The sequence below is a fragment of the Pantoea sp. R13S299 genome, assembly GCF_048515925.1.
Taxonomy (GTDB): Bacteria; Pseudomonadota; Gammaproteobacteria; order Enterobacterales; family Enterobacteriaceae; genus Pantoea.
The window spans coordinates 180,041-201,338 of sequence record NZ_JBLYEF010000001.1; the positions used below are offsets into that span (position 1 = coordinate 180,041).

The following is a 21,298-nucleotide window of genomic DNA, read 5'->3' on the forward strand; positions in this document are numbered from 1 at the left end:
TTTATATCATTTTAAAGTCCAGCCGCATTGACCTACTCTGAGAGCAAATTATGGCAGGTTGACTCAGCCCTATATCTGTGATTTTTCACGGATATTGCATCTCGCTTAACCTGCGCTTACGCCGCATATTCCCCGAAGCGAGACAACCATGGCACACGGCCCTTTATCCTCTGAAACATCAGCAGAGGCGCGCCATCGGTTACGCCTGGCGCTCTCTCGTTATTACCGGCTGGAACAGTTCGATCTCTTCTTCGCGCCCTCACTCCATGTGGCGCAGGTCCTTCTTTCTCAGCTGTTTCTGCGGCAGGAGCAGGCGCGCAACCAGCATCGTTACGCCTCACGCTATCCGGTCACCGAGCTCAACAACCTGCCCGCGGTTCCGCTAATCGCGGGCAGCATCATGCTGGTCCCGCATATCGAGTTGCCAAATGGTCGCGTGCGTCCGTTGCAGGATTGCCAGAATCAGGGAGTGACGGAGGCGAGCGAGAGTTTTGCCAGCGTGCTGCATCAGAAACTGATCGACGAAGCCCATCTGTTTGTTACCCGGCTGGATCGCCACGCTGAGATCTGCAGCGATCTGGTGCTGGTGGCGTTGCGGACACACGACTTCAGCACGCTGGTGCGCAGCGAACTGCGGCTGTTTGAACAGGGGCTGACCCTGAATGCTACGCAGGATGCACTGCGCCGCTTCGCCGATTCCGAGTGGCGACCGTACAATGCCGCCACCGTCGATGCGCTTTCCCTGTCAGCGCCGCTGCCGCTGAACTCCTGCCATCAGCCCGGCTTGCCGTTCGCCAGTTTCAACGTTCCGGCTTCGCTGATCGCAGCGCTGTCAGATGCGGAAGATGTGGTGAAATGGCCACAACAGGCGCGTCTGCAGCTAAATGCTAACGTGCGCGGCAGCGGCAAAAAAAGCGTGAATATGACGCATCATCTGAGCCGGAGACTGCAATTCCTGCTCAGCGCAGGCGGTAAATCTGAAAAAGCAGCAGGCAGACTCGCCGGGTCGGGCTCAGGGCCAAAAAGCGACTAAAGTCGCCCCGCGCGATCCGCGCCCTTCCTTGTGATGAGCGGGTCATAATGGTATGTTCTTCCGCTTCTAAGATAGATCAATGCGATTCGCAAGGGGATTTACGCAATGCGTATTATTCTGCTCGGAGCTCCGGGCGCAGGTAAGGGGACTCAGGCCCAATTCATCATGGAGAAGTACGGCATTCCGCAAATCTCCACCGGCGACATGTTGCGTGCAGCAGTTAAAGCAGGCAGCGAGCTGGGCAACCAGGCGAAAGCCATCATGGATGCTGGCAAACTGGTGACCGATGAGCTGGTGATTGCGCTGGTTAAAGAGCGTATCACTCAGGAAGACTGCAAAAACGGTTTCCTGCTGGACGGTTTCCCGCGCACCATTCCTCAGGCAGATGCAATGAAAGAAGCCGGGATCAAAGTTGATCACGTGCTGGAGTTTGCCGTACCGGACGAACTGATCGTTGAACGTATCGTGGGCCGTCGCGTTCACGCACCCTCTGGCCGCGTTTATCACGTCACCTTTAATCCGCCGAAAGTGGAAGGTAAAGATGATCTGACAGGCGAAGAGCTGACCCTACGTAAAGACGATCAGGAAGAGACCGTGCGTAAGCGCCTGGTGGAATACCATCAGATGACCGCGCCGTTGATTGCTTACTACAGCAAAGAAGCGGAAGCGGGCAACACCGCCTATCACAAAATCGACGGCACCCGTAAGGTGACCGAAGTGAGTGCCGAGCTGGCTAAGATTCTCGGCTAAGCTCAATGGGGCCGGTATTACTGGCCCCTTTTGCAGTAATTGCTTTTACCTCCCACTAATTCCGCTACAATTTCCCTGTTTTCACGCATCCCCGTTGTCATCAAGGAACTCAAATGAGGCAAGATAAGCCCGGCGTGTTATTGGTTAATTTAGGCACGCCAGACGCTCCAACCACACCTGCTGTTAAACGCTATCTGAAACAGTTTTTAAGCGATCCGCGCGTGGTCGATGCGCCGCGCTGGCTCTGGTGGCCGGTTCTCAATGCCGTCATTCTGCCGTTTCGTTCGCCGCGCGTTTCTAAGCTCTACGCTTCTGTCTGGATGGAAGGCGGTTCTCCGCTGCTGGTTTACAGCATGCGTCAGCGCGATGCCCTGGCGGCTCGGGTCGATATGCCCGTCGAACTGGGTATGAGCTACGGCAATCCCAGCCTGAAAAGCGCAGTCGATAAACTGATGGCGCAGGGCGTGACCCGCCTGATTGTGCTGCCGCTCTATCCGCAGTTCTCCTGCTCCACCGTGGCCGCGGTGTGGGATGGCCTGACCGCCGTCTTCAAAGATTACCGTTCATTGCCTGACGTGCAGTTTATTCGCGACTACGCCGAACATCCGGGCTATATCGCCGCGCTGAAAGCGACGGTAGAGCGATCCTTTGAGCGGCACGGTCAGCCCGATCTGCTGGTGTTGTCATTCCACGGCATTCCGCAGCGCTTCGCCAACGAAGGCGATGACTATCCGCAGCGCTGTGCGGATACCACGGCTGCCTTGGTCAAAGCGCTGGGCCTGCGAGACGATCAGTACATGATGACCTTCCAGTCGCGTTTTGGTCGTGAGCCCTGGCTGATGCCTTACACCGACAAAACCATGGAAAGCCTGCCCGCCAAAGGGATCAAACATGTTCAGGTGATGAGCCCGGGCTTCTCGTCTGACTGCCTGGAAACGCTGGAGGAGATCAGTGGTGAAAACTGCGAAATCTTCATGCATGCCGGTGGTGAGAAGTTTGAGTATATTCCTGCGCTGAACGCCGATGAGGCGCACATCGACATGATGGTGCAACTGGTCGACGCACGCCGTTAAAGCGCTGGCGGAGAGTGTGATATCATTCTCCGCCTGTTTTTCCAGACGGCATTCCCGATGAAATTTCCCGGCAAACGCAAATCCAAACATTACTTTCCTGTCAGCGCACGCGATCCCCTGTTACAACCCGCTCAACACGACGTTGATGCAGGCAGCTGGGTGGTGGGTATCGACCAGACGCTGGTGGATATCGAAGCCAAAGTCGATGATGACTTTCTCGCACGTTATGGCCTGAGCGCCGGGCACTCGCTGGTCATCGATAATGCCGTCGCGGAAGCGTTGTACAATGAGCTGATGCGTGACGCGCTGATCACCCATCAGTTTGCCGGTGGCACCATCGGTAACACGCTGCATAACTTCTCGGTACTGGCCGATGACCGCTCCGTGCTGCTGGGCGTGATGTGCAACAACATCCAGATTGGTGGCTACGCCTATCGCTATCTCTGCAATACCTCAAGCCGGGTCGATCTCAACTATCTGCAGGGCGTCGATGGTGCCATTGGCCGCTGCTTTACGCTGATTGGCGAGCATGGCGAGCGAACCTTCGCTATCAGCCCCGGCCAGATGAACCAGCTGCATCCGGATAATGTGCCGGAAGAGGTGATTGCCGGCGCTTCTGCGCTGGTACTGACCTCCTATCTGGTGCGCTGCGTCGAAGGTGAACCGATGCCGCAGGCGACGTTACGGGCGATTGAGTACGCCAAACGCCACAACGTGCCGGTGGTGCTGACGCTGGGCACTAAACATGTGATTGGCGATAATCCTCAGTTCTGGCGCGATTTCCTGCGCGAGCATGTCACTATCGTAGCGATGAATGAAGAGGAAGCGCTGGCGCTGACCGGCGAGTCCGATCCGCTGCTCGCCTCCAACATGGCGCTGGACTGGGTGGATCTGGTGCTCTGCACCGCTGGCCCGATTGGGCTTTATATGGCGGGCTACACCGAAGACGAGTTCAAACGTAAAACCAACCATCCGCTGCTGCCTGGCGCGATTGCTGAGTTCAACCAGTATGAGTTCAGCCGCGTGATGCGCCAGCAGGATTGCCAGCAGCCGCTGCGTATTTTCTCGCACATCGCGCCTTATATGGGCGGCCCGGAAAAGATCATGAACACTAACGGAGCCGGAGACGGTGCGCTGGCGGCGTTACTGCATGACATCACCGCCAACAACTATCACAGCCTGAATGTGCCGAACTCCAGCAAACATGCGCGTCCGTATCTGACCTACTCGTCGCTGGCGCAGGTGTGTAAGTATGCCAACCGCGTCAGCTATCAGGTGTTGAATCAGCATTCGCCGCGTTTAACCCGCGGCCTGCCGGAGCGGGAAGACAGTCTGGAAGAGTCTTACTGGGATCGGTAAAGCGGGTCGCCACAGGACGGCAGACAGTTTGCAAACTTAAATTAGGGTGAATCTGACAGCAATGGATTAGCTCAATGCGCAGGGAGCAGGGTCAGAAGAGGAAAGCGTCCCGCGCCAGGACGGCGCGGGCCGAGCGTGTCATGGATGACGGCTTTTGCGTCTTTCCGATCTGACCCTGTTCCCTGTGCCGTCTCAATATCACAGCTATACGGGCCAGACTTAATCAGCGCACAACATCGCAGGGCTGTAAATCTTCGCCCTGCGTCATTTCATCCTGCAGGATTTGCAGCATACTGCTGGCAATCTCACGCTCACCCATCACGACGCGGGTGGCACCCCGCTCCATGATGTACTCCACTTCATCGTCATAGTGGGCGCGGGCGATAATCTCTATATTCTTATGTTTTTCACGCGCCGCCGTCACCACTTCACCCGCTTCATAGCCATTCGGGATGGTCAGTAACAGCCAGCGTGCGCAGTCGAGTCGTGCCAGTTCCATGGTATCCGCGCGAGCCGCATTTCCCAGCACCGCTTTGATGCCCTGCTCGCGCAGCGCTTCAACCCGCGTGCGGGAGTTTTCAACCACCACCAGCGGCACATTAGCCTCAAGAAGCTTCTGACCAATCAGACTGCCAACCCGGCCGTAGCCCACAATCACGGCGTGATTGCAGAAGTCCACCGGGATCTGCTTCTCTTCTTCAATCGCTTCTTCCAGCGTCTGCTCTTCCATCGTCTCTGTTTTCGCCAGGAAACGCTCAAGCAGAGTAAACAGAATTGGGTTAAGCATAATCGACAGGATGGCGGCGGCCAGCACCAGATTGCGGCCCTCATCATTCAGCAGGCCCAGCGAGATGCCCAGACCGGCCAGAATGAAGGCAAACTCACCAATCTGCGCCAGGCTGACCGAAATGGTCAGAGCCGTACGACGCGAATGGCCGAGAAGCGACACCAGCAGCCAGGCGGCCATCGACTTGCCGACCACAATAATCACCAGCGCGCCCAGCACCGCCAGCGGCTGCGTCACCAGAATCGACGGGTCAAACAGCATGCCGACGGAGACAAAGAACAGCACGGCAAAGGCATCGCGCAGCGGCAGGGTATCGCGCGCAGCTCGGTGGCTCAGTTCAGACTCGTTCAGCACCATACCGGCGAAGAAGGCCCCTAGCGCAAACGACACATCAAAAAATTCAACCGCACCAAAGGCGATACCCAGCGCCAGCGCTAACACCGCCAGCGTAAACAGCTCGCGTGAGCCGGTGGCGGCGCTGCGGGCGAGGATCCAGGGTACGGCACGGCGTCCCACCACCATCATCAGCACCATAAAGGCGGCGACTTTGCCGATGGTCCACAGCAGATCCCAGGCCAGCAGTCCGGCGCTGGCGTTGCCCTGTTCCATCATGCCGGCAATCGCAGGCAGCAGCACCAGCGTCAGCACCATCACCAGATCTTCGACAATCAGCCAGCCAATCGCAATCTGCCCGCGTTGGCTATCAATCAGCTGTCGCTCCTCTAACGCACGCAGTAACACCACGGTACTGGCGGTAGAGAGGCAGAGACCAAACACCAGGCCGGTCATCCACGGCCACCCCAGCGTCCACGACAATCCCATTCCCAGTAACGTCGCGACCGCGATCTGCGCGATGGCACCGGGAATGGCTATCGACTTTACCGACATCAGATCTTTCATTGAGAAGTGCAGGCCGACACCGAACATCAGCAGGATAACGCCGAGTTCTGCCAGTTCAGGGGCCAGATTGGTATCAGCAACAAAGCCGGGGGTAAAGGGACCCGCCAGAACGCCTGCAAGCAGGTAACCTACCAGCGGGGAGATACGCAGGCGGTGGGCAAGCATCCCAAGGAGAAATGCCAGAACCAGTGCTCCGACGATGGTAGTGATCAACGGTGTGGTGTGATGCATGCCTGTCTCCTTGTATACAAATGTATCCGCTTGTAACAAATGAGTTTAAAACAAAATCTATTCTTTCGCTGAGCAATTTGCGGGAATACCTCAAAAAACCGCGAAAAAAAGTCAAATGCGCAATTGAAAGGGTGTTTTTGTTCATTATCCATAATATTGGCTGATTTGACGCTTTAAACCGGGTCGGATAAATAAAATTTAGCCTCAGTAAATGACCCAGGTGTGGCACGAATGAGGGGTAAATACGCCGATAGAGTGGGTAAAGCCTGCCAGCGGCACTTTTGCAGGAGCAAACAACTGCTTAACAACATGGTTTACTGCATGCCTCTGCCAGATCCGCAGAATCAGGCGCGGTGCTGGCGTCGTCTGGCAGTTAGCATCACGGTCAGCAAAGGCGGACCAGAGATAAAAAGAGGTGGATTATAAGCCGCGCGGATGTGCATGGGCCTTGAGTTCGCCGGGGGAATGTGCGACACAGTGGGGCAAAGCGGCAGAAAATCTGGCCAGACGGCAAATTAAGGAGAATCACAGTGTTGTTTTCTAAATGGACAGGGGCAGGGGTGGCGCTACTGGTGGCCCTGATGCCGCTGTTTTCACAGGCTGCTCAGGCCGATCGCACCTATCGTTTCAGCCTGCTGCACACTAATGATGAGCATGGTCACTTCTGGTTTAATGAACAGGGTGAATATGGTCTGGCCGCGCAGAAAACCCTGATAGATACCATGCGTTACGATGTGCAGGCCCATGGCGGTGGCGCATTGATTCTCTCTGCGGGCGATGTGAATACGGGCGTGCCGGAGTCCGACGAGCTGGACGCTGAACCCGATTTTCGCGCGATGAACCTGATTGGCTACGATGCGATGGCGCTGGGCAATCATGAGTTCGACAAGCCGATCGCGGTCCTGCGCAAGCAGGAGAAGTGGGCGCGCTTCCCGCTGCTGGCCGCCAACGTTTACCAGAAAAGTACCGGTAAGCGCATGTTTAAACCCTGGGCGGTATTCAATCGTCTCGGACTCAAAATCGCCGTGGTCGGACTGATCACCCCGGACACCGCAAAACTGGCTAATCCGGCCGGACTGACAGATACCGAGTTCCGCGATCCGATCGCGGAGACGGAAAAGGCGGTAGCCGAACTGCGCGCCACTGAGAAGCCGGACGTCATTGTCGCGCTGACCCATCTTGGCCACTATGATGACGGTAAGCATGGCAGCAACGGCATTGATGATGTCACCCTGGCGCGCAGCCTGCCTGCCGGCACCATCGATCTGATTGTCGGCGGTCATTCGCATGATGCGGTCTGCATGGAAAAAGAGAACGTCAGCGTCAATAATTATCAGCCCGGTCAGCCCTGCAAACCCGATCAGCAGAACGGCATCTGGATCATGCAGGCGGATAAATGGGGCAAATATGTCGGACGCGGCGACTTCACCTTCCGCAATGGTCAGGTGACACTGGAGGCTTATCAGCTGGTGCCGGTTAACCTCAAACACAAGATAAAGAATGCGGATGGCAGCGAAACCTGGCTGACCTGGCAGGAAGAGATCCCGAAAAACACCGCCATGATGAAGCTGCTGATGCCGTTCCAGAAACGCGCTGAGGCGAAGTTAACCGTGAATGTCGGCAGCGCCGACGGCAACTTCAGCGGTGAAAAAGAGCAGGTTCGCTTTGAGCAGACGAATCTTGGCCAGCTGATTCTGCGCGCCCAGATGGCGCACACCAAAGCCGATTTTGCGGTGATGAGCGGTGGCGGAATCCGTACCTCGCTGAAAGCGGGCAAGCTGAGCTGGCGTGACCTGTTGCAGGTTCAGCCGTTTGGCAACCAGGTGGTTTCGGTCAGCCTGACCGGCGCGGAGATCAAAAAATATCTGGATGTCGTCGCCAATATTCAGCCTGACTCAGGCGGCTACGCTCAGTTTGTCAACATCAGCCTGACCACAGACGGTAAGCAGGTCAGCAACGTTAGCATTAACGGTAAACCGCTGCAGGACACGCAGCGTTATCGCATGGCGACCAACAGCTTCAATGCGGCGGGTGGCGACGGTTATCCGCGTCTGGATAATCACGCCGGATACGTCAACAGCGGAGCCGTCGATGCGCAGGTGCTGCGTGACTTCATCAAGGCGCATTCGCCGGTCAAAGCCAGCGACTATGAGCCGAAAGGGCATATCGTGCATCTGACGGATGAGCAGATTAAAGCGCGGGATAAAGCAGCGGAAAAAGCGCGGAAGCGTAATTATCCAAAAATGATTCTGGCGTGGATCTGGCCGTGGGGAAACGAAACAGCCCGCACGCATTGAACTAAACGGGAGGCGCTTGCGCCTCCCGTTTTTCCTACGCCCGGCAAGGGTGACGTCTGATCCAGCGCTCGCGCAGTTTGTCCCACACCCAGTTGTAGGTCATGGTGTAGGGCAGGAAGAAGAGGAAAAAGGCCACTTCGACCAGCAATGCCTGCCACAGGGAGATATCCAGCATCCAGGCCGCAATCGGCAGACCAATCAGGATAAACCCGCCTTCAAATCCCAGCGCATGTAATACACGCACGCCCGCTCCGCGTTTCTGGCCCGGCGGATGGAGCCGGTCAAATCCGCTGTTGTAAATCATGTTCCATAGCATCGCGACCGTTGAGAGCATAATCGCCAGCGATCCCATCTGAAACAGCGGCTTATCCATGACCCATGCCGCCAGTGGCGAAACGGTCAGAATCGCCAGCGTTTCAAAACAGACAGCATGAAGAATACGTTCTTTAATTGAGCGGGTACGCATTGTTAATTCTCCTTGAATAATGCGGCGCATTTTCACACGTCAGAATGCTAAGATAAAATGAACACCTATCGAAAAAAGCGATGGTTCAGATGCGTTACTCCCCGGAATCCCTTGAGGCTTTTATGCAGACCGTGGCGAGCGGGTCTTTCTCTGCGGCGGCGCGCGCGCTGGGTAAAAGCCAGTCCACTATCAGCGCGGCGGTGGCAAATTTAGAAGACGATCTCGGCTTTATGCTGTTTGATCGGGCCGGTCGTCAGCCGATCCTGACCGAGCAGGGACGTCGCGTTATCCCTCAGGTTCAGCAAATCCTCGCCGCCAGTGAACGGCTGGATGCGCTGGCGATACGTCTGTCGCAGGGCGTTGAACCCCGACTCAGTTTTGCCATGTCCGACTTCTGGCAAACCGATCATCACGAGCATCTGCTCAGGCAATTTGATGCCCGTTATCCGGAGATAGAACTGGAGGTCATGATTGCCGAGGATGGTGATGTGCTGGATCTGCTGCAGGCCGGGCGGGTCCATCTGGGCGTGGTGCGGGCGCAGCCTAATCTGCCGGTGGATATCGCGGTGGCGAGATTACAGGTTGAAGCGCAGATGGCAGTTTTTTTGCATCGCGATCATCCGCTGGCACAGCTTAATACCGTTAGCGAAAGCGAGCTGGAAGGGGTTCGATATCTGCGATTAAACACCTGGGTTGAAGCCTCTGAACCTGCGCCAATGGGGCGCATCTGGTCGGCACCCACCTATTTATTGCTGCTGGAGATGGCGGAGCAGGGGTTTGGCTGGACGGTTCTGCCGCGCTGGCTGGTGAAGCAGTTTGGACATGACGTCCTGAAAGAGCTGTCGATGCCGGGCTGGCCGCAGCATATCGCTGTTGAGGTGGTCTGGTCGCGACGCACGCCGCCCGGTCCGGCAGGTCGCTGGATGATCGATCAGCTTTGCGCCCAGCCGCGGGTTTAGTCGTGGCGGGCGATATCCGCAAACGGTGCGTTGAGTAGCCGTGAAAGATCCTGCGGGGCCAGTTCGATGTCCAGTCCACGCTTGCCGCCAGAGATAAACATCGCATTAAACGCGCTGGCAGAGTGGTCGATCACTGTGGGCAGACGCTTTTTCTGCCCCAGCGGACTAATGCCGCCCACCAGATAGCCGGTAACCCGCTGTGCCAGCTGCGGATCGGCCATATCTGCTTTCTTCGCGCCCAGCGCTTTCGCCACCTTCTTGAGATCCAGCTGCGTTGATACCGGCGTAATCGCCACCGCCAGCTGTTTCGCCTCGCCATTCAACGCCACCAGTAGCGTTTTATAGACCTGGCGCGCATCCAGATTAAGTTTACGAACCGCTTCTTCACCGAAATGGGTTTCGTTACTGTCATGCTCATAGGGATGCAGGATGAAGCTGACTTTCTGTTTTTCCAGCAATTTTACGGCGGGCGTCATACAGGTTCCTTACTAAGAAAAATCTTATTACGCGGAATCATGGAAAAAGGTGGCGAAATTTTGTTCTTTAAGTAAAATTGGCCGCGCGCCAGCCATCTGATTGCTGGCGATAACCAAAATCATAATCAAATTCCTCTTTGACGGGCCGATAACATTATCGGCTCTCTTTTTTTCAGGGCTTCCTCAGCATCTCAGGCAGGTTATCTTCGCCATAAAGATGCAACGCACCGACCGCCACCACGTAGTTACCCGCCGCTAACCCCTGTAACCTGTCGCACCACTGCGCATTACGCTGACCGATCAACGTATCATTCAGCGCCTGACTGAAGGTGGCGGGCAGGGTGATTTCCGGCTGGCGTGGTGGCGTATCGAGCCACCAGCTCACCATCATCTGCAACAGCCGTGCATTGGTGTGCCAGTGCAGCAGCGTATCCTGTAACAGCGCGATGCCGTCATCCGGAAGCGCAGTCAGCAGAGCGATCTGCGCTTCTGCGCCTTCCAGTTCAATCACCGGTTTATTAAAGCCTTTCGCTGCCTGTAACAGCTGATAGTCGATGCCGTAGTCAGGCCGTAACCCCAGCCGTTGCGCCTGCTGTGCCTGTAACATCAGCGCCACCTGCCAGGCGGGCAGATTGTCGAACAGGCTGAGGTTGAGGCTCATCTCCTGACACAGCGCGGTGAGCGTTTGCATCGCGCAGCTCTCCAGCCGCGTAGCGAGCGCAGGGCGATCGCCACGGTGATCGAAGGGTGAGCCACCCTGCGTAATATCGGCTTCCACAATCAGCGCATCCGCCTGTTGTAACTGACGCAGCAGGCGAGCGGGCAACGGCTGCATGTCGCGCGTTCCCATGTGGATGCTGCCTACCAGATGCAGCTGACGATCGCCAAGCCGGACATCCATCGCAGGCCAGCGATAACTGGCGGGAAAAAGCTGGCTGATAAAGCCGCGCAGTGAGCGCCAAACGTTGCCTGTCATTCCCGGTCCTTTGCGATTCAAAACCCCATGCTAGCGACTTCAGAGAATGAAAAACAGCGCTGAAACGGCGATTACTGGCGCGGCGGCCGGTAACGCAGCAGGCGGTTAGCATTGCTGACCACGGTAATGGATGACAGCGCCATCGCCGCACCGGCCACAATCGGGCTGAGCAGGGTGCCGGTCAGCGGATAAAGAACACCTGCGGCGACCGGAATGCCGATACTGTTATAGATAAAGGCGCCAAACAGGTTCTGCCGGATATTGCGCAGCGTCGCGGAGGAGAGCGCTAACGCATCCGCCACGCTGTTGAGGTCGGCGCGCATCAGCGTAATGCCTGCGGTTTCTACTGCCACATCACTGCCGCCACCCATGGCAATACCCACATCGGCCTGCGCCAGTGCGGGCGCGTCATTGATGCCATCACCCACCATTGCGACGCGGCGCCCCTGCTGCTGTAACTGTTCAATAGCAGCCGCTTTGCCTTCCGGCAGCACGCCCGCTATCACTTCATCAATGCCAGCCTCGGCAGCAATGGCTCGCGCGGTATTTTCATGGTCGCCGGTCAGCATAATCAGCCGATAACCCTGCTGATGCAGTCGCTTAAGAGCATCGATGCTTTCCGGTCGCAGCGGGTCGCGCAGCGCAATTAATCCGGTTAACTGGCCCTGCTCAGCCAGTAACACTGGCGTTGCACCCTGCTGCGTCAGGCGCGCAATCTCTGCTTCTGCCGCCCGGTAATCGACGCCATTGTCCTGCAACAGCGCGGCGTTACCCAGCAGCAGCGTTCTGCCATCCAGACTACCGCTGACCCCTTTGCCGCGTATTGTACGAAATTGCGCTAACACAGGCGGTTGCGTCAGTTTTGCTTCGGCGACAATCGCTTTTGCCAGCGGATGACCCGAGGCGAATTCCAGCGCGGCAGCGGTCGCTAACACGGATTCACGGCTGGCCTCACCCCAGACCAGCACCTCACTGACCTGTGGCTTTCCGGCTGTCAGGGTGCCGGTTTTATCAAACACCAGCGTGTCGATCTGGCTGGCGCGCTGCAGCGCATCGGCGTCGCGCACCAGTACGCCCAGCTCGGCGGCACGGCCAACACCGGCAATAATCGACATCGGCGTCGCCAGTCCCAGCGCACAGGGGCAGGCGATAATCAGGACGGTTGTCGCGATCACCAGCATGTAAGCAATCTGAGGCTGTGGCCCGAACAGATACCACACCGCCCCGCTGAGCAGCGCAATCAACACCACCACTGGAACAAAAACGGCGGAGATGCGATCGGCCAGGCGGCCCACATCGGGTTTGCTGCTCTGCGCCTGACGTACCAGCCGGATAATGCGCGACAGGGTGGTGTGATTTCCGGTCGCCCGGGCGATAAATTCTACTGAGCCGTCCTGCACCAGGGTGCCTGCGAAGATCGCCGCACCCGGATTTTTGCTTTGCGGCACCGCTTCGCCGGTCAGCATCGCTTCATCAAACCAGGCTTCACCCGTGGCGATTTCGCCATCGACCGGCACCCGATCGCCCGTGACCAGGCGCAGCGTCATGCCGGGCTGGACGTCGCTGACCGGGATCAGCCGGTCACCCTGTTGATCGACCAGCCGCGCCAGGGCTGGTGTCAGATCAAGCAGTCGTTCCAGCGCCTTTGACGATCGTTGACGCGCCCGCTGCTCCAGCGCATGGCCGAGATTGATCAATCCCAGGATCATGACGCTGGCTTCGAAATAGAGGTGACGGGCCTGCGGCGGGAAAAATTCAGGCCACAGCACCACGCTAAAGGAGTAAATCCAGGCCGCGCCTGTGCCGAGCGCCACCAGGGTATCCATGGTGGCACTGCCATTACGCAGACTGCGCCAGGCGCTGCGATAGAAATGGCTGCCGGTCACGATCATGATCAGCAGGGTCACAACGCCCAGCGTCAGCCAGGTGATGTGGTTGCTGTCGGTGAGCATCATGTTGTCGCCCACCATGCCCCAGATCATCAGCGGCACGCCAAACGCTAAGGCGACAGCCGCCTGCCAGCTGAAACGCCGCATCGCGCTGCGGGCACTGAGCTGCTGCTTCTCACGTCGCTCCTGCTCGTCATCCACCACCTGCGCGCCGTAACCGGCGGCATCGACGGCAGCCACCAGCTGCTGCGGATCGGCATCGCCCAGCACCAGCGCACTGCGTTCGCCGAGATTGACCCGCGCCTGGCTGACGCCTGCAACCTGCTGCAGCGCTTTTTCTACACGACTTACGCAGCTGGCGCAGGTCATGCCCTCAATCAGCAGCATATGTGTAGATAATGTTTTTTCTGCCGGATAAGACGCGGTCTCCGTTGTCAGCGCCTCCGGCGGCGGCTCCGATGCTGTCAACGGTTCAGACTTTGGGGAGGCGTTGGCTGTTTTCAGCGTGGCGTGATAGCCCGCCTGCTCGACGGTGGCGATCAGTGCGGCTGCATCGGCATGACCGGAAACCTGGGCCTCCTGTTGGGTCACTTCGGCCTGGTCAACGTCGTCGCGCTGTTCCAGTGCTTCTTTGACGCGTTTGACACAGTGGCCGCAGGACAAGCCGTCCAGAGCCAGGGAAATGGTGTGTGACATAATCAACTCCTCTTGTAATCCCATTTGACCGATTGGTCACTTTCGATTCATGCTTAAGCATAAACCTTCCATCAAGGGGAAGGTCAAGGGGACGAAAATGAACATCAGCGATGTGGCGAAAAAGACCGGGCTGACCAGCAAGGCAATCCGTTTCTACGAAGAGAAGGGGGTGGTGACACCGCCGTTGCGCAGTGAAAATGGTTACCGCAGTTATAACGGCCACCATCTTGATGAGCTGAACCTGTTACGTCAGGCGCGGCAGGTGGGTTTTACGCTGGATGAGTGCCGTGAGCTGGTGGCGCTGTTCAATAATCCGTCGCGCCACAGTGCCGATGTCAAAGCCCGCACCCTGCAGAAAGCCGATGAAATTGCGGCGCACATTGAAGAGCTGCACGCCATGCGTGCTCGTCTGTTGGCGCTGGCGGATGCCTGTCCCGGCGATGACAGCGCTGAATGTCCGATCATCAACAATCTGGCCGGATGCTGCGGTCAGCGTGGCTGAATACGCAGAGTGATTCCCTCAATGCCGACCACCACGACCGGCGTGCCTGCAGGTAGATCCCGATCCGCCTCTACCCGCCAGCTGCTATCCCCGATGCGTATGTGCCCGGTGCGATTATGCAGCGCGGTATCCAGCGTCAGCTGCAATCCGATCATCTGGTTGCCGCGCTGATTCAGGGCATTCGGTCTCTGACGCACTTCACGATGCAGCATCCAGCGATACCACAAAAAGACGCAAACCAGCGTCATGGCGGCAAACAGGGAACCCTGCACCGTCCAGCTTACCGGTACAAACCACTCAATCAGGCCGACGATGACCGCCGCCAGCCCGCTCCACAGCAGATAACCGCTGGTGCCCAGCATCTCAGCCGCCAGCAGTAATCCACCCAGCGTCAGCCAGAACCAGTGCGGGTGAGCGATAATGTCGACCAGCATCAGCGTTTTGACTCAGTGCGTGATTCCTTCAGCAGTTCACCGATACCCGCGATCGAACCCAGCAGACTGCTCGCCTCAAGCGGCATCATCACCACTTTCGTGTTGTTGCCTTCACCGATTTTTTGCAGTGCATCGGTGTACTTCTGCGCCACGAAGTAGTTGATCGCCTGAATGTCACCTGCCGCGATCGCTTCCGAGACCATTTTGGTGGCGTTAGCTTCCGCTTCAGCCTGACGCTCACGCGCTTCTGCCTGCAGGAACGCCGAAGTCCGTTCGCCTTCCGCTTTGAGGATCTGCGACTGCTTATCCCCTTCAGCCCGCAGGATCGCCGCCTGTCGCACGCCTTCGGCCGTCAGAATATCAGCACGCTTAGTTCGCTCTGCTTTCATCTGCGCATTCATCGCACCGATCAGCTCCTGCGGCGGACGCACATCGCGAATCTCGATACGGGTAATCTTGACGCCCCACGGGTTGGTCGCTTCATCTACGATATGCAGCAGGCGGGTGTTAATGCTGTCGCGCTGTGACAGCATTTCGTCCAGCTCCATGCTGCCAAGCACGGTACGCATATTGGTCATGGTGAGGTTCAGGATCGCCTGCTCAAGATTACTGACCTCATAGGCGGCACGCGCGGGATCAACGACCTGAATAAAGCAGACCGCATCAATGGTGACGTTGGCGTTGTCTTTAGAGATGATCTCCTGCGAGGGAATATCCAGTACCTGTTCCATCATGTTGATCTTACGACCGACGCGATCCATGAATGGCACCACCAGGCTCAATCCTGGCTGCAGGGTGCGGGTATAACGGCCAAAGCGCTCAACCGTCCATTGAAAACCTTGTGGCACGATCTTCACGGTCGCCCAGACCGCCACCAGTGCCAGAATAATCAGGGCAGGAATTACAGTTATCATACAACCTCCGCATTGTCAGATGAACGGGCCGAGTCGCTTCGGCCCGTGGTGCTGCTGTTTAGTACAGCAGGGAATAGAGCTGGCGACGATAGCGCGCAGCCAGTGCATCACCGGTACCCAGCGCCGCCAGAATCTCCTGCAGCATTTTACGCGCCTGGCCATCAGCGGCATTAAGATCGGATTTCAGGAAGCTGAACAGCAGCTCCAGGGCTTCTTCATTACGGCCCACCTGATGCAGCTGTAACGCAAGTTTAGCAGCCAGCCCGGCGTTAGTCGGGTCCGCTTCCAGCTCAGATTGCAGCTGCTGAATCTCCGGTGTATCCGCAGCCTGTTTGAGCAGATCGATCTGCGCCATCAGGCTCTGATAGCGGGTATCCTGATCCTGCAGGGGCACCACTTTCAGCACTGCTTCCGCTTCATCGCTGCGGTTCAGAGTAATCAGCACCTCGGCCAGCAGGAAACCAATTTCACTGGACTGGTTGCTCAGCTGCCACGCATCTTTTAACAGCGGCAGCGCCTCCAGCGGTTTATCTTCCTGCATCAGGGCCATCGCCTGCTGCGCTTTCAGCTCTTCTTCGCGCGGCAGCACTTTTTCCAGCAGGGCGCGGATTGCTTCTTCCGGCTGTGGTCCCTGGAAGCCGTCAACCGGCTGACCATCCTGGAACAGGTAGACGGTCGGGATGGAACGCAGACCAAACTGCGACGCGACTCTTTGCTCTTTGTCGCAATCCAGTTTTGCGAGAATAAACTGACCCGCGTACTCCTGCGCCAGACGCTCCAGCACCGGCGTCAGCTCCAGACAGTGCTGGCTGCGCTCAGACCAGAAGTAGAACAGCACCGGCAGCTGCATCGACTGCTCAAGGGTCTGCTGCAGGTTAGATTCGTTGATGTCGATGATAGAAGCTTGTGGTGACATGGATAAGTCTCTTTGCAAAAAGTGTTCTAAGAATATGGGGCCAACTGGCCCGGCTTCAAGCGCTATTGCGCAGGCCTTACTGATGGCTGCGCAAAATGCGATCCAGCATCCAGCCTGGCAGCAACCGTTTAAGCAGGCTCATCACGTGTGCGACCAGCGTCACCGGATAGCGTAAACGTGGATATTTACTCTCGAGTGCATGACGAAGTTTAGGCAGAATGGCTTCCGCTGGCAGGGTAAAGCGCGCCGCGATGCCGGGGTTACGTACCGGGTTATGCTGTTCGCCCTGCGACACATTGTCAGTAAAGCGGGTCTCAATCGGCCCTGGCTCAATCAGGCTGACCCGGATGCCGCGGCTGCGCACTTCCAGCCGCAGCGCATCGCTCCAGGCTTCCAGCGCATATTTACTGGCGGCGTAGGCGCCCCGGCCTGGCGTGGAGATCAGGCCCAGTACCGAACTGGTGTTAACAATGCGGCCATCGCCGTTAGCCTGCAGCGCGGGTAACAGCCGCAACGTCAGCTGGTGGACGCCGAAAAAGTTGCTGGAAAACTGCTGCTCCAGCTGCTGACGGGAGAGGGTATGCAGCGGACCATAGAGGCCAAATCCGGCGTTGTTAAACAGCGCGGCCAGACGGTTATCGCAGAGTGCGAGTACCGCATCCGCCGCCTGATCCACGCTCTGCGGATCGTCGAGATCGAGCTGTAGCCCGATAAAACCCAGCGTATTCATGCGCGCAACATCGTCGGCTTTGCGGCAGGCGGCGATCACCCGGTAGCCCCGCGCCAGCAAATCGTGCGCGGCGACCAGGCCAATACCGCTGGAACAACCTGTAATCAGAATGTTTTTTTGCATTTCTTTACCCTATTTGCGCATCCAGGCGCGCTACGGCTGCTTAACTAAGGGAGCCAGTTCTTTTGCCATTAACCCGGCGATAAACGGCTGGGCATCAGGATTGGGATGAATACCATCCTGCTGCATCCACTCGGGTTTCAGATAGACCTGCTCCATGAAAAAGGGCACCAGAGGAATATCATGCTGCTGCGCGAGTCCAGGATAGATGCCGCTGAACGCCTCGGTGTAGCGGCGGCCATAGTTGGCGGGCAGGCGGATCTGCATCAGCAGCGGTTTCGCATTGGCGGCTTTGACATCGTCGATCACTTTACTCAGATTCTGTGCGATAGCGTCGGGCGGGAAACCGCGCAGACCATCGTTACCGCCCAGTTCGATTAACACCCATTGCGGCTGATGCTGTTTTAATAGCGCAGGCAGGCGCGCCAGTCCCTGTGCGGCCGTATCGCCGCTGATGCTGGCGTTGACCACTTTCGGTTTCTGCTGCCACTGCTTATCGAGCAGGCTGGGCCAGGCCGCGGTGGCCGACATGCGATAGCCCGCACTCAGGCTGTCGCCCAGCACCATCAGGGTATCGGCAGCAGCAAGACGTGACACCAGCAGAAGAATCAATAACAGGAAGGGATAATGCCAGCGGAAAACATTGTTGAAGTTCATCATCTTACTAAGTCCGTCGGTCAGGGAGAGCATCAGTTAACCATCCTTACCGGAGTTGAGTTGGTTGTCAAACCAGCCGAGACCATTGCGCTGATTGGCGAGTCCGGCTCCGGCAAGTCCACCCTGCTGGGAATCCTGGCCGGGCTGGACGATGGCAGCAGCGGCGAAGTCCATCTGCTGGGGCAGCCGCTGCACCAGATGAACGAAGAGCAGCGTGCGGCCCTGCGAGCCCGTCAGGTCGGCTTTGTGTTTCAGTCCTTTATGCTGGTGCCGACCCTGAATGCGCAGGAGAACGTGCAGCTGCCTTCACTGCTGCGTGGCGACAGCGACCGCCAGAGCCGCGAACAGGCACGTGAACTTTTGACGCTGCTCGGGCTGGGTGAACGTCTGCATCATCTGCCCGCCCAGCTTTCGGGCGGCGAGCAGCAGCGTGTCGCGCTGGCCCGCGCCTTCAGCGGTCGTCCGGGGTTGCTGTTTGCCGATGAGCCCACCGGCAATCTCGATCGTAAAACCGGTGACCGCATCGCCGATCTGCTGTTTTCCCTTAATCGCGACTTCGCCACCACGCTGATTCTGGTGACGCATGACGAGCAACTGGCGGCGCGCTGCGATCGCCGTCTGCGGCTGCGCGACGGTAAATTGTGGGAGGAGCAATGATCTGGCGCTGGTTCTGGCGCGAGTGGCGTTCGCCCTCGCTGCTGATTGTCTGGCTGGCCCTGACGCTGGCGGTGGCCTGCGTACTGGCGCTGGGGTCGATCAGCGATCGCATGGAAAAAGGGCTGAATCAGCAGAGCCGTGATTTTATGGCCGGTGACCGCACGCTGCGCAGTACCGATGCTGCGCCAGAAGCCTGGCTGAAAAAGGCAGAGGAAACCGGCCTGAAGGTCAGTTCTCAGCTGACCTTTATGACTATGACCTTTGCCGAACAGTCACCGCAGCTCGCTTCAGTCAAAGCAGTGGATGACCGCTACCCGATGTTTGGCACGCTGCAGACGCAGCCGCCAGGTCTGCGGCCACAGGCGGGCACCGCGCTGGCAGCACCGCGCCTGATGGCGCTGCTGAATCTTAAAGTAGGCGACACGCTGGAAGTCGGCGATACCCAGCTGCGCATCAGCGGTGAGGTAATCCAGGAGCCGGATGGCGGCTTTAACCCGTTCGAGATGGCGCCGCGCCTGCTGATCAATCTGGCGGATGCTGGCAAAACCGGTGCGATTCAGCCGGGCAGCCGCATCACCTGGCGCTATAAATTCTCCGGTAATCCCGAACAGCTAGCCAGCTATGATCGCTGGATTGAACCGCAGCTGAAGGCGGACCAGCGCTGGATCAGCGTGGAGAACTCGGAAGATGCGCTGGGCCGTTCGATGCAGCGGGCGCAGCAGTTCCTGCTGCTCTCGGCCCTGCTGACGCTGATGCTGGCAATTGCCGCCGTGGCGGTCGCCATGAGTCACTACTGCCGCAGCCGCTACGATCTGGTGGCGGTGCTGAAAACCCTGGGCGCGACGCATGGCGCGTTGCAGCGGTTGATCATCGGTCAGTGGCTGGCGGTGTTGCTGCTGGCGGCGATTGCCGGAGGCATTGTAGGGCAGGGCGTGGAAGCGATCCTGATGACGATGCTGAAACCGGTATTGCCCGCCAGCTTACCGGCGGCCAGCGTCTGGCCGTGGATCTGGGCGGTGGGTTCGCTGTTTGTGATTTCGCTGCTGGTCGGCCTGCGTCCCTATCGTCTGCTGCTGGCAACCCAGCCGCTGCGGGTGCTGCGGCGCGATGCGGTGGCGAACCTCTGGCCGCTGAAGTTCTATATTCCGGTAATGATCGTGGTGGTGGTGGCGCTGTTAGCGCTGCTGGTCGGCGGCAGTAAAATGCTCTGGGCGCTGCTGGCGGGAGTGGTGGTGCTGGCAGGATTACTGGCGTTACTCGGCTGGGGAACACTTCTGCTGCTGCGGCGGCTGGTGGTGCGCAATCTGGCGTTGCGACTGGCGATCAACCGGCTGCTGCGCCAGCCTGGTATGACGCTGAGTCAGCTTGCGGCCTTTTCGCTGTCGTTTATGTTGCTGGCGCTGCTGCTGGTGATGCGTGGCGATCTGCTGGATCGCTGGCAGCAGCAGTTACCGGCGGATAGCCCGAACTTCTTCCTGCTCAACATGACGGCGGATCAGGTGCCGCAGGTGCGTGATTTCCTGCAGGCGCACCAGATCAAACCCGAAACCTTTTATCCGATTGCGCAGGTGCGGCTCAGTGAACTCAACGGTAAGCCGGCCGATCCGAAACTGGATAATGCCCTTAATCGCGAACTCAACCTGACGGCGCTGGCCGAGCGCCCGGATCACAATCCGCTGGTAGCAGGCAACTGGCCGCCAAAGGCCGGGGAAGTGTCGATGGAGGTGGAACTGGCGGACCGTCTGGGGCTTAAAATTGGCGATACCCTGACGTTCGACGGCGATACGCAGACGTTCAGCGCCCGTATCACCAGCCTGCGTAAAGTGGACTGGGAAAGCCTGAAGCCGAACTTCTTCTTTATCTTCCCGCCGGGTGCGCTCGACAGCCAGCCGCAGACCTGGCTCACCAGCTTCCGCATGGAGGCGAATCCTGTTCTGCTGGCGCAGTTGAACCGTGCTTTCCCGGCGCTGAGTCTGCTGGATATCGGCAGCATTATGCAGCAGATCGGTCAGGTACTGACGCAGGTCAGCCGGGCGCTGGAGATCATGGTGGTACTGGTCACCGCCTGCGGTGTGTTACTGCTGCTGGCGCAGATTCAGGTCGGGATGCGGCAGCGTCGGCAGGAACTGGTGGTCTATCGCACGCTCGGTGCGGGCAAACGCCTGCTGCGCACCACGCTGTGGTGTGAGTTTGCGCTGCTCGGCGTGGTCTCCGGCGTGGCGGCCGCAATGGGAGCAGAAGCGGCGCTGTGGGGATTACAGACAAAGATTTTCGATTTCCCATGGCAGCCTGACTGGACATTATGGCTGGCGTTGCCGTTGTGCGGCGCACTGCTGTTATCGCTGTGTGGCGGCTGGCTGGGAATCCGGTTACTGAAAGGGAAAGCGTTGTTCAGGAAGTTTGATGCGGCATAAGGCAGGACTGGAATAAGGCGGCACGAGGCCGCCTTTGACCTTTATCCAGACGCACCCATTAC

19 protein-coding genes are annotated in these 21,298 nt (G+C 58.0%); 9 read left to right on the forward strand and 10 right to left on the reverse strand.

What is annotated here, in order from left to right; all coding sequences use genetic code 11:
• The first annotated feature begins 148 nt into the window (after positions 1 to 148).
• The 4 genes from ACN1CO_RS00910 to ACN1CO_RS00925 all read left to right on the forward strand — a co-directional run bounded on the left by ACN1CO_RS00910 (position 149) and on the right by ACN1CO_RS00925 (position 4,215).
• The gene (locus ACN1CO_RS00910; RefSeq protein ID WP_419136978.1) at positions 149 to 1,033 is read left to right on the forward strand and encodes a DUF6024 family protein; all 885 of its coding nucleotides are present in this window, start codon (positions 149 to 151) and stop codon (positions 1,031 to 1,033) included.
• Between the two features lie 105 nt (positions 1,034 to 1,138).
• Positions 1,139 to 1,783, forward strand: coding sequence for an adenylate kinase (gene adk / locus ACN1CO_RS00915; RefSeq protein ID WP_419136980.1), 645 nt, complete (start codon positions 1,139 to 1,141; stop codon positions 1,781 to 1,783).
• Positions 1,784 to 1,896: 113 nt separating this feature from the next.
• Complete coding sequence (gene hemH, locus ACN1CO_RS00920; RefSeq protein WP_090963183.1) at positions 1,897 to 2,856, forward strand: ferrochelatase; 960 nt, start codon at positions 1,897 to 1,899, stop codon at positions 2,854 to 2,856.
• Positions 2,857 to 2,913: 57 nt separating this feature from the next.
• Positions 2,914 to 4,215: an inosine/guanosine kinase gene (locus ACN1CO_RS00925; RefSeq protein ID WP_419136982.1), complete on the forward strand. Its 1,302-nt coding sequence runs from the start codon at positions 2,914 to 2,916 to the stop codon at positions 4,213 to 4,215.
• Positions 4,216 to 4,438: 223 nt separating this feature from the next.
• Here the strand turns inward: ACN1CO_RS00925 and ybaL are convergent, their stop codons facing one another.
• Positions 4,439 to 6,133: a YbaL family putative K(+) efflux transporter gene (gene ybaL / locus ACN1CO_RS00930; protein WP_419136984.1), complete on the reverse strand. Its 1,695-nt coding sequence runs from the start codon at positions 6,131 to 6,133 to the stop codon at positions 4,439 to 4,441.
• A gap of 581 nt (positions 6,134 to 6,714) precedes the next feature.
• On the opposite strand from ybaL, the gene ushA reads away from it, so the two are divergent.
• Entirely contained in the window at positions 6,715 to 8,430 is a 1,716-nt protein-coding gene (ushA, locus tag ACN1CO_RS00935) for a bifunctional UDP-sugar hydrolase/5'-nucleotidase UshA (protein WP_419138947.1), read from the forward strand.
• Positions 8,431 to 8,464: 34 nt separating this feature from the next.
• Here the strand turns inward: ushA and ACN1CO_RS00940 are convergent, their stop codons facing one another.
• Positions 8,465 to 8,896 (reverse strand): multidrug/biocide efflux PACE transporter, encoded by a 432-nt coding sequence (locus ACN1CO_RS00940; RefSeq protein ID WP_419136986.1) that lies wholly within the window; start codon positions 8,894 to 8,896, stop codon positions 8,465 to 8,467.
• Between the two features lie 89 nt (positions 8,897 to 8,985).
• Here ACN1CO_RS00940 and ACN1CO_RS00945 point away from each other — a divergent pair, with 89 nt between their 5' ends.
• Positions 8,986 to 9,855 carry a LysR family transcriptional regulator gene (locus ACN1CO_RS00945; RefSeq protein ID WP_419136988.1) on the forward strand — a complete coding sequence of 290 codons (870 nt, stop codon included), beginning with the start codon at positions 8,986 to 8,988 and terminating at the stop codon, positions 9,853 to 9,855.
• Here ACN1CO_RS00945 and ybaK read toward each other — a convergent pair.
• The 3 genes from ybaK to copA all read right to left on the reverse strand — a co-directional run bounded on the left by ybaK (position 9,852) and on the right by copA (position 13,892).
• Positions 9,852 to 10,331, reverse strand: coding sequence for a Cys-tRNA(Pro)/Cys-tRNA(Cys) deacylase YbaK (ybaK, locus tag ACN1CO_RS00950; RefSeq protein ID WP_419136990.1), 480 nt, complete (start codon positions 10,329 to 10,331; stop codon positions 9,852 to 9,854). The genes ACN1CO_RS00945 and ybaK overlap by 4 nt on opposite strands.
• Positions 10,332 to 10,503: 172 nt before the next feature.
• The gene (locus ACN1CO_RS00955) at positions 10,504 to 11,307 is read right to left on the reverse strand and encodes a TraB/GumN family protein (protein ID WP_419136992.1); all 804 of its coding nucleotides are present in this window, start codon (positions 11,305 to 11,307) and stop codon (positions 10,504 to 10,506) included.
• Positions 11,308 to 11,378: 71 nt separating this feature from the next.
• Positions 11,379 to 13,892, reverse strand: coding sequence for a copper-exporting P-type ATPase CopA (copA, locus tag ACN1CO_RS00960; protein ID WP_419136994.1), 2,514 nt, complete (start codon positions 13,890 to 13,892; stop codon positions 11,379 to 11,381).
• Positions 13,893 to 13,989: 97 nt separating this feature from the next.
• On the opposite strand from copA, the gene cueR reads away from it, so the two are divergent.
• Entirely contained in the window at positions 13,990 to 14,394 is a 405-nt protein-coding gene (cueR, locus tag ACN1CO_RS00965) for a Cu(I)-responsive transcriptional regulator (protein WP_419136996.1), read from the forward strand.
• On the opposite strand, the gene ACN1CO_RS00970 is transcribed toward cueR, so the two are convergent.
• From ACN1CO_RS00970 to tesA, 5 genes are all read right to left on the reverse strand, one after another.
• Positions 14,382 to 14,828: an NfeD family protein gene (locus ACN1CO_RS00970; protein ID WP_419136998.1), complete on the reverse strand. Its 447-nt coding sequence runs from the start codon at positions 14,826 to 14,828 to the stop codon at positions 14,382 to 14,384. The genes cueR and ACN1CO_RS00970 overlap by 13 nt on opposite strands.
• Positions 14,828 to 15,742: an SPFH domain-containing protein gene (locus tag ACN1CO_RS00975; protein ID WP_419137000.1), complete on the reverse strand. Its 915-nt coding sequence runs from the start codon at positions 15,740 to 15,742 to the stop codon at positions 14,828 to 14,830. The genes ACN1CO_RS00970 and ACN1CO_RS00975 overlap by 1 nt, the downstream gene beginning before the upstream one ends.
• 58 nt (positions 15,743 to 15,800) lie before the next feature.
• Positions 15,801 to 16,658 (reverse strand): co-chaperone YbbN, encoded by an 858-nt coding sequence (locus tag ACN1CO_RS00980; RefSeq protein ID WP_419137002.1) that lies wholly within the window; start codon positions 16,656 to 16,658, stop codon positions 15,801 to 15,803.
• A 76-nt stretch (positions 16,659 to 16,734) separates the two neighbouring features.
• The gene (locus ACN1CO_RS00985) at positions 16,735 to 17,511 is read right to left on the reverse strand and encodes an SDR family oxidoreductase (protein WP_419137004.1); all 777 of its coding nucleotides are present in this window, start codon (positions 17,509 to 17,511) and stop codon (positions 16,735 to 16,737) included.
• Between the two features lie 30 nt (positions 17,512 to 17,541).
• Entirely contained in the window at positions 17,542 to 18,168 is a 627-nt protein-coding gene (tesA, locus tag ACN1CO_RS00990) for a multifunctional acyl-CoA thioesterase I/protease I/lysophospholipase L1 (protein WP_139229468.1), read from the reverse strand.
• On the opposite strand from tesA, the gene ybbA reads away from it, so the two are divergent.
• Positions 18,136 to 18,822, forward strand: coding sequence for a putative ABC transporter ATP-binding protein YbbA (ybbA, locus tag ACN1CO_RS00995; RefSeq protein ID WP_010259059.1), 687 nt, complete (start codon positions 18,136 to 18,138; stop codon positions 18,820 to 18,822). The genes tesA and ybbA overlap by 33 nt on opposite strands.
• Positions 18,819 to 21,236: a putative ABC transporter permease subunit YbbP gene (ybbP, locus tag ACN1CO_RS01000; RefSeq protein ID WP_419137006.1), complete on the forward strand. Its 2,418-nt coding sequence runs from the start codon at positions 18,819 to 18,821 to the stop codon at positions 21,234 to 21,236. The genes ybbA and ybbP overlap by 4 nt, the downstream gene beginning before the upstream one ends.
• The last annotated feature ends 62 nt before the right edge of the window (positions 21,237 to 21,298 follow it).

Bases quoted from the DNA above. Each gene is read 5' to 3' on its own strand.
- ybaK (WP_419136990.1), bottom strand. From the start codon at position 10,331: ATGACGCCCGCCGTAAAATTGCTGGAAAAACAGAAAGTCAGCTTCATC.
- ACN1CO_RS00980 (WP_419137002.1), bottom strand. From the start codon at position 16,658: ATGTCACCACAAGCTTCTATCATCGACATCAACGAATCTAACCTGCAG.
- ACN1CO_RS00910 (WP_419136978.1), top strand. From the start codon at position 149: ATGGCACACGGCCCTTTATCCTCTGAAACATCAGCAGAGGCGCGCCAT.
- ACN1CO_RS00985 (WP_419137004.1), bottom strand. From the start codon at position 17,511: ATGCAAAAAAACATTCTGATTACAGGTTGTTCCAGCGGTATTGGCCTG.
- ACN1CO_RS00925 (WP_419136982.1), top strand. From the start codon at position 2,914: ATGAAATTTCCCGGCAAACGCAAATCCAAACATTACTTTCCTGTCAGC.
- ushA (WP_419138947.1), top strand. From the start codon at position 6,715: ATGCCGCTGTTTTCACAGGCTGCTCAGGCCGATCGCACCTATCGTTTC.
- ACN1CO_RS00945 (WP_419136988.1), top strand. From the start codon at position 8,986: ATGCGTTACTCCCCGGAATCCCTTGAGGCTTTTATGCAGACCGTGGCG.
- ACN1CO_RS00940 (WP_419136986.1), bottom strand. From the start codon at position 8,896: ATGCGTACCCGCTCAATTAAAGAACGTATTCTTCATGCTGTCTGTTTT.
- ACN1CO_RS00955 (WP_419136992.1), bottom strand. From the start codon at position 11,307: ATGACAGGCAACGTTTGGCGCTCACTGCGCGGCTTTATCAGCCAGCTT.
- copA (WP_419136994.1), bottom strand. From the start codon at position 13,892: ATGTCACACACCATTTCCCTGGCTCTGGACGGCTTGTCCTGCGGCCAC.
- hemH (WP_090963183.1), top strand. From the start codon at position 1,897: ATGAGGCAAGATAAGCCCGGCGTGTTATTGGTTAATTTAGGCACGCCA.
- adk (WP_419136980.1), top strand. From the start codon at position 1,139: ATGCGTATTATTCTGCTCGGAGCTCCGGGCGCAGGTAAGGGGACTCAG.
- ybbP (WP_419137006.1), top strand. From the start codon at position 18,819: ATGATCTGGCGCTGGTTCTGGCGCGAGTGGCGTTCGCCCTCGCTGCTG.
- ybaL (WP_419136984.1), bottom strand. From the start codon at position 6,133: ATGCATCACACCACACCGTTGATCACTACCATCGTCGGAGCACTGGTT.
- cueR (WP_419136996.1), top strand. From the start codon at position 13,990: ATGAACATCAGCGATGTGGCGAAAAAGACCGGGCTGACCAGCAAGGCA.
- ACN1CO_RS00975 (WP_419137000.1), bottom strand. From the start codon at position 15,742: ATGATAACTGTAATTCCTGCCCTGATTATTCTGGCACTGGTGGCGGTC.
- tesA (WP_139229468.1), bottom strand. From the start codon at position 18,168: ATGATGAACTTCAACAATGTTTTCCGCTGGCATTATCCCTTCCTGTTA.
- ybbA (WP_010259059.1), top strand. From the start codon at position 18,136: ATGCCAGCGGAAAACATTGTTGAAGTTCATCATCTTACTAAGTCCGTC.
- ACN1CO_RS00970 (WP_419136998.1), bottom strand. From the start codon at position 14,828: ATGCTGGTCGACATTATCGCTCACCCGCACTGGTTCTGGCTGACGCTG.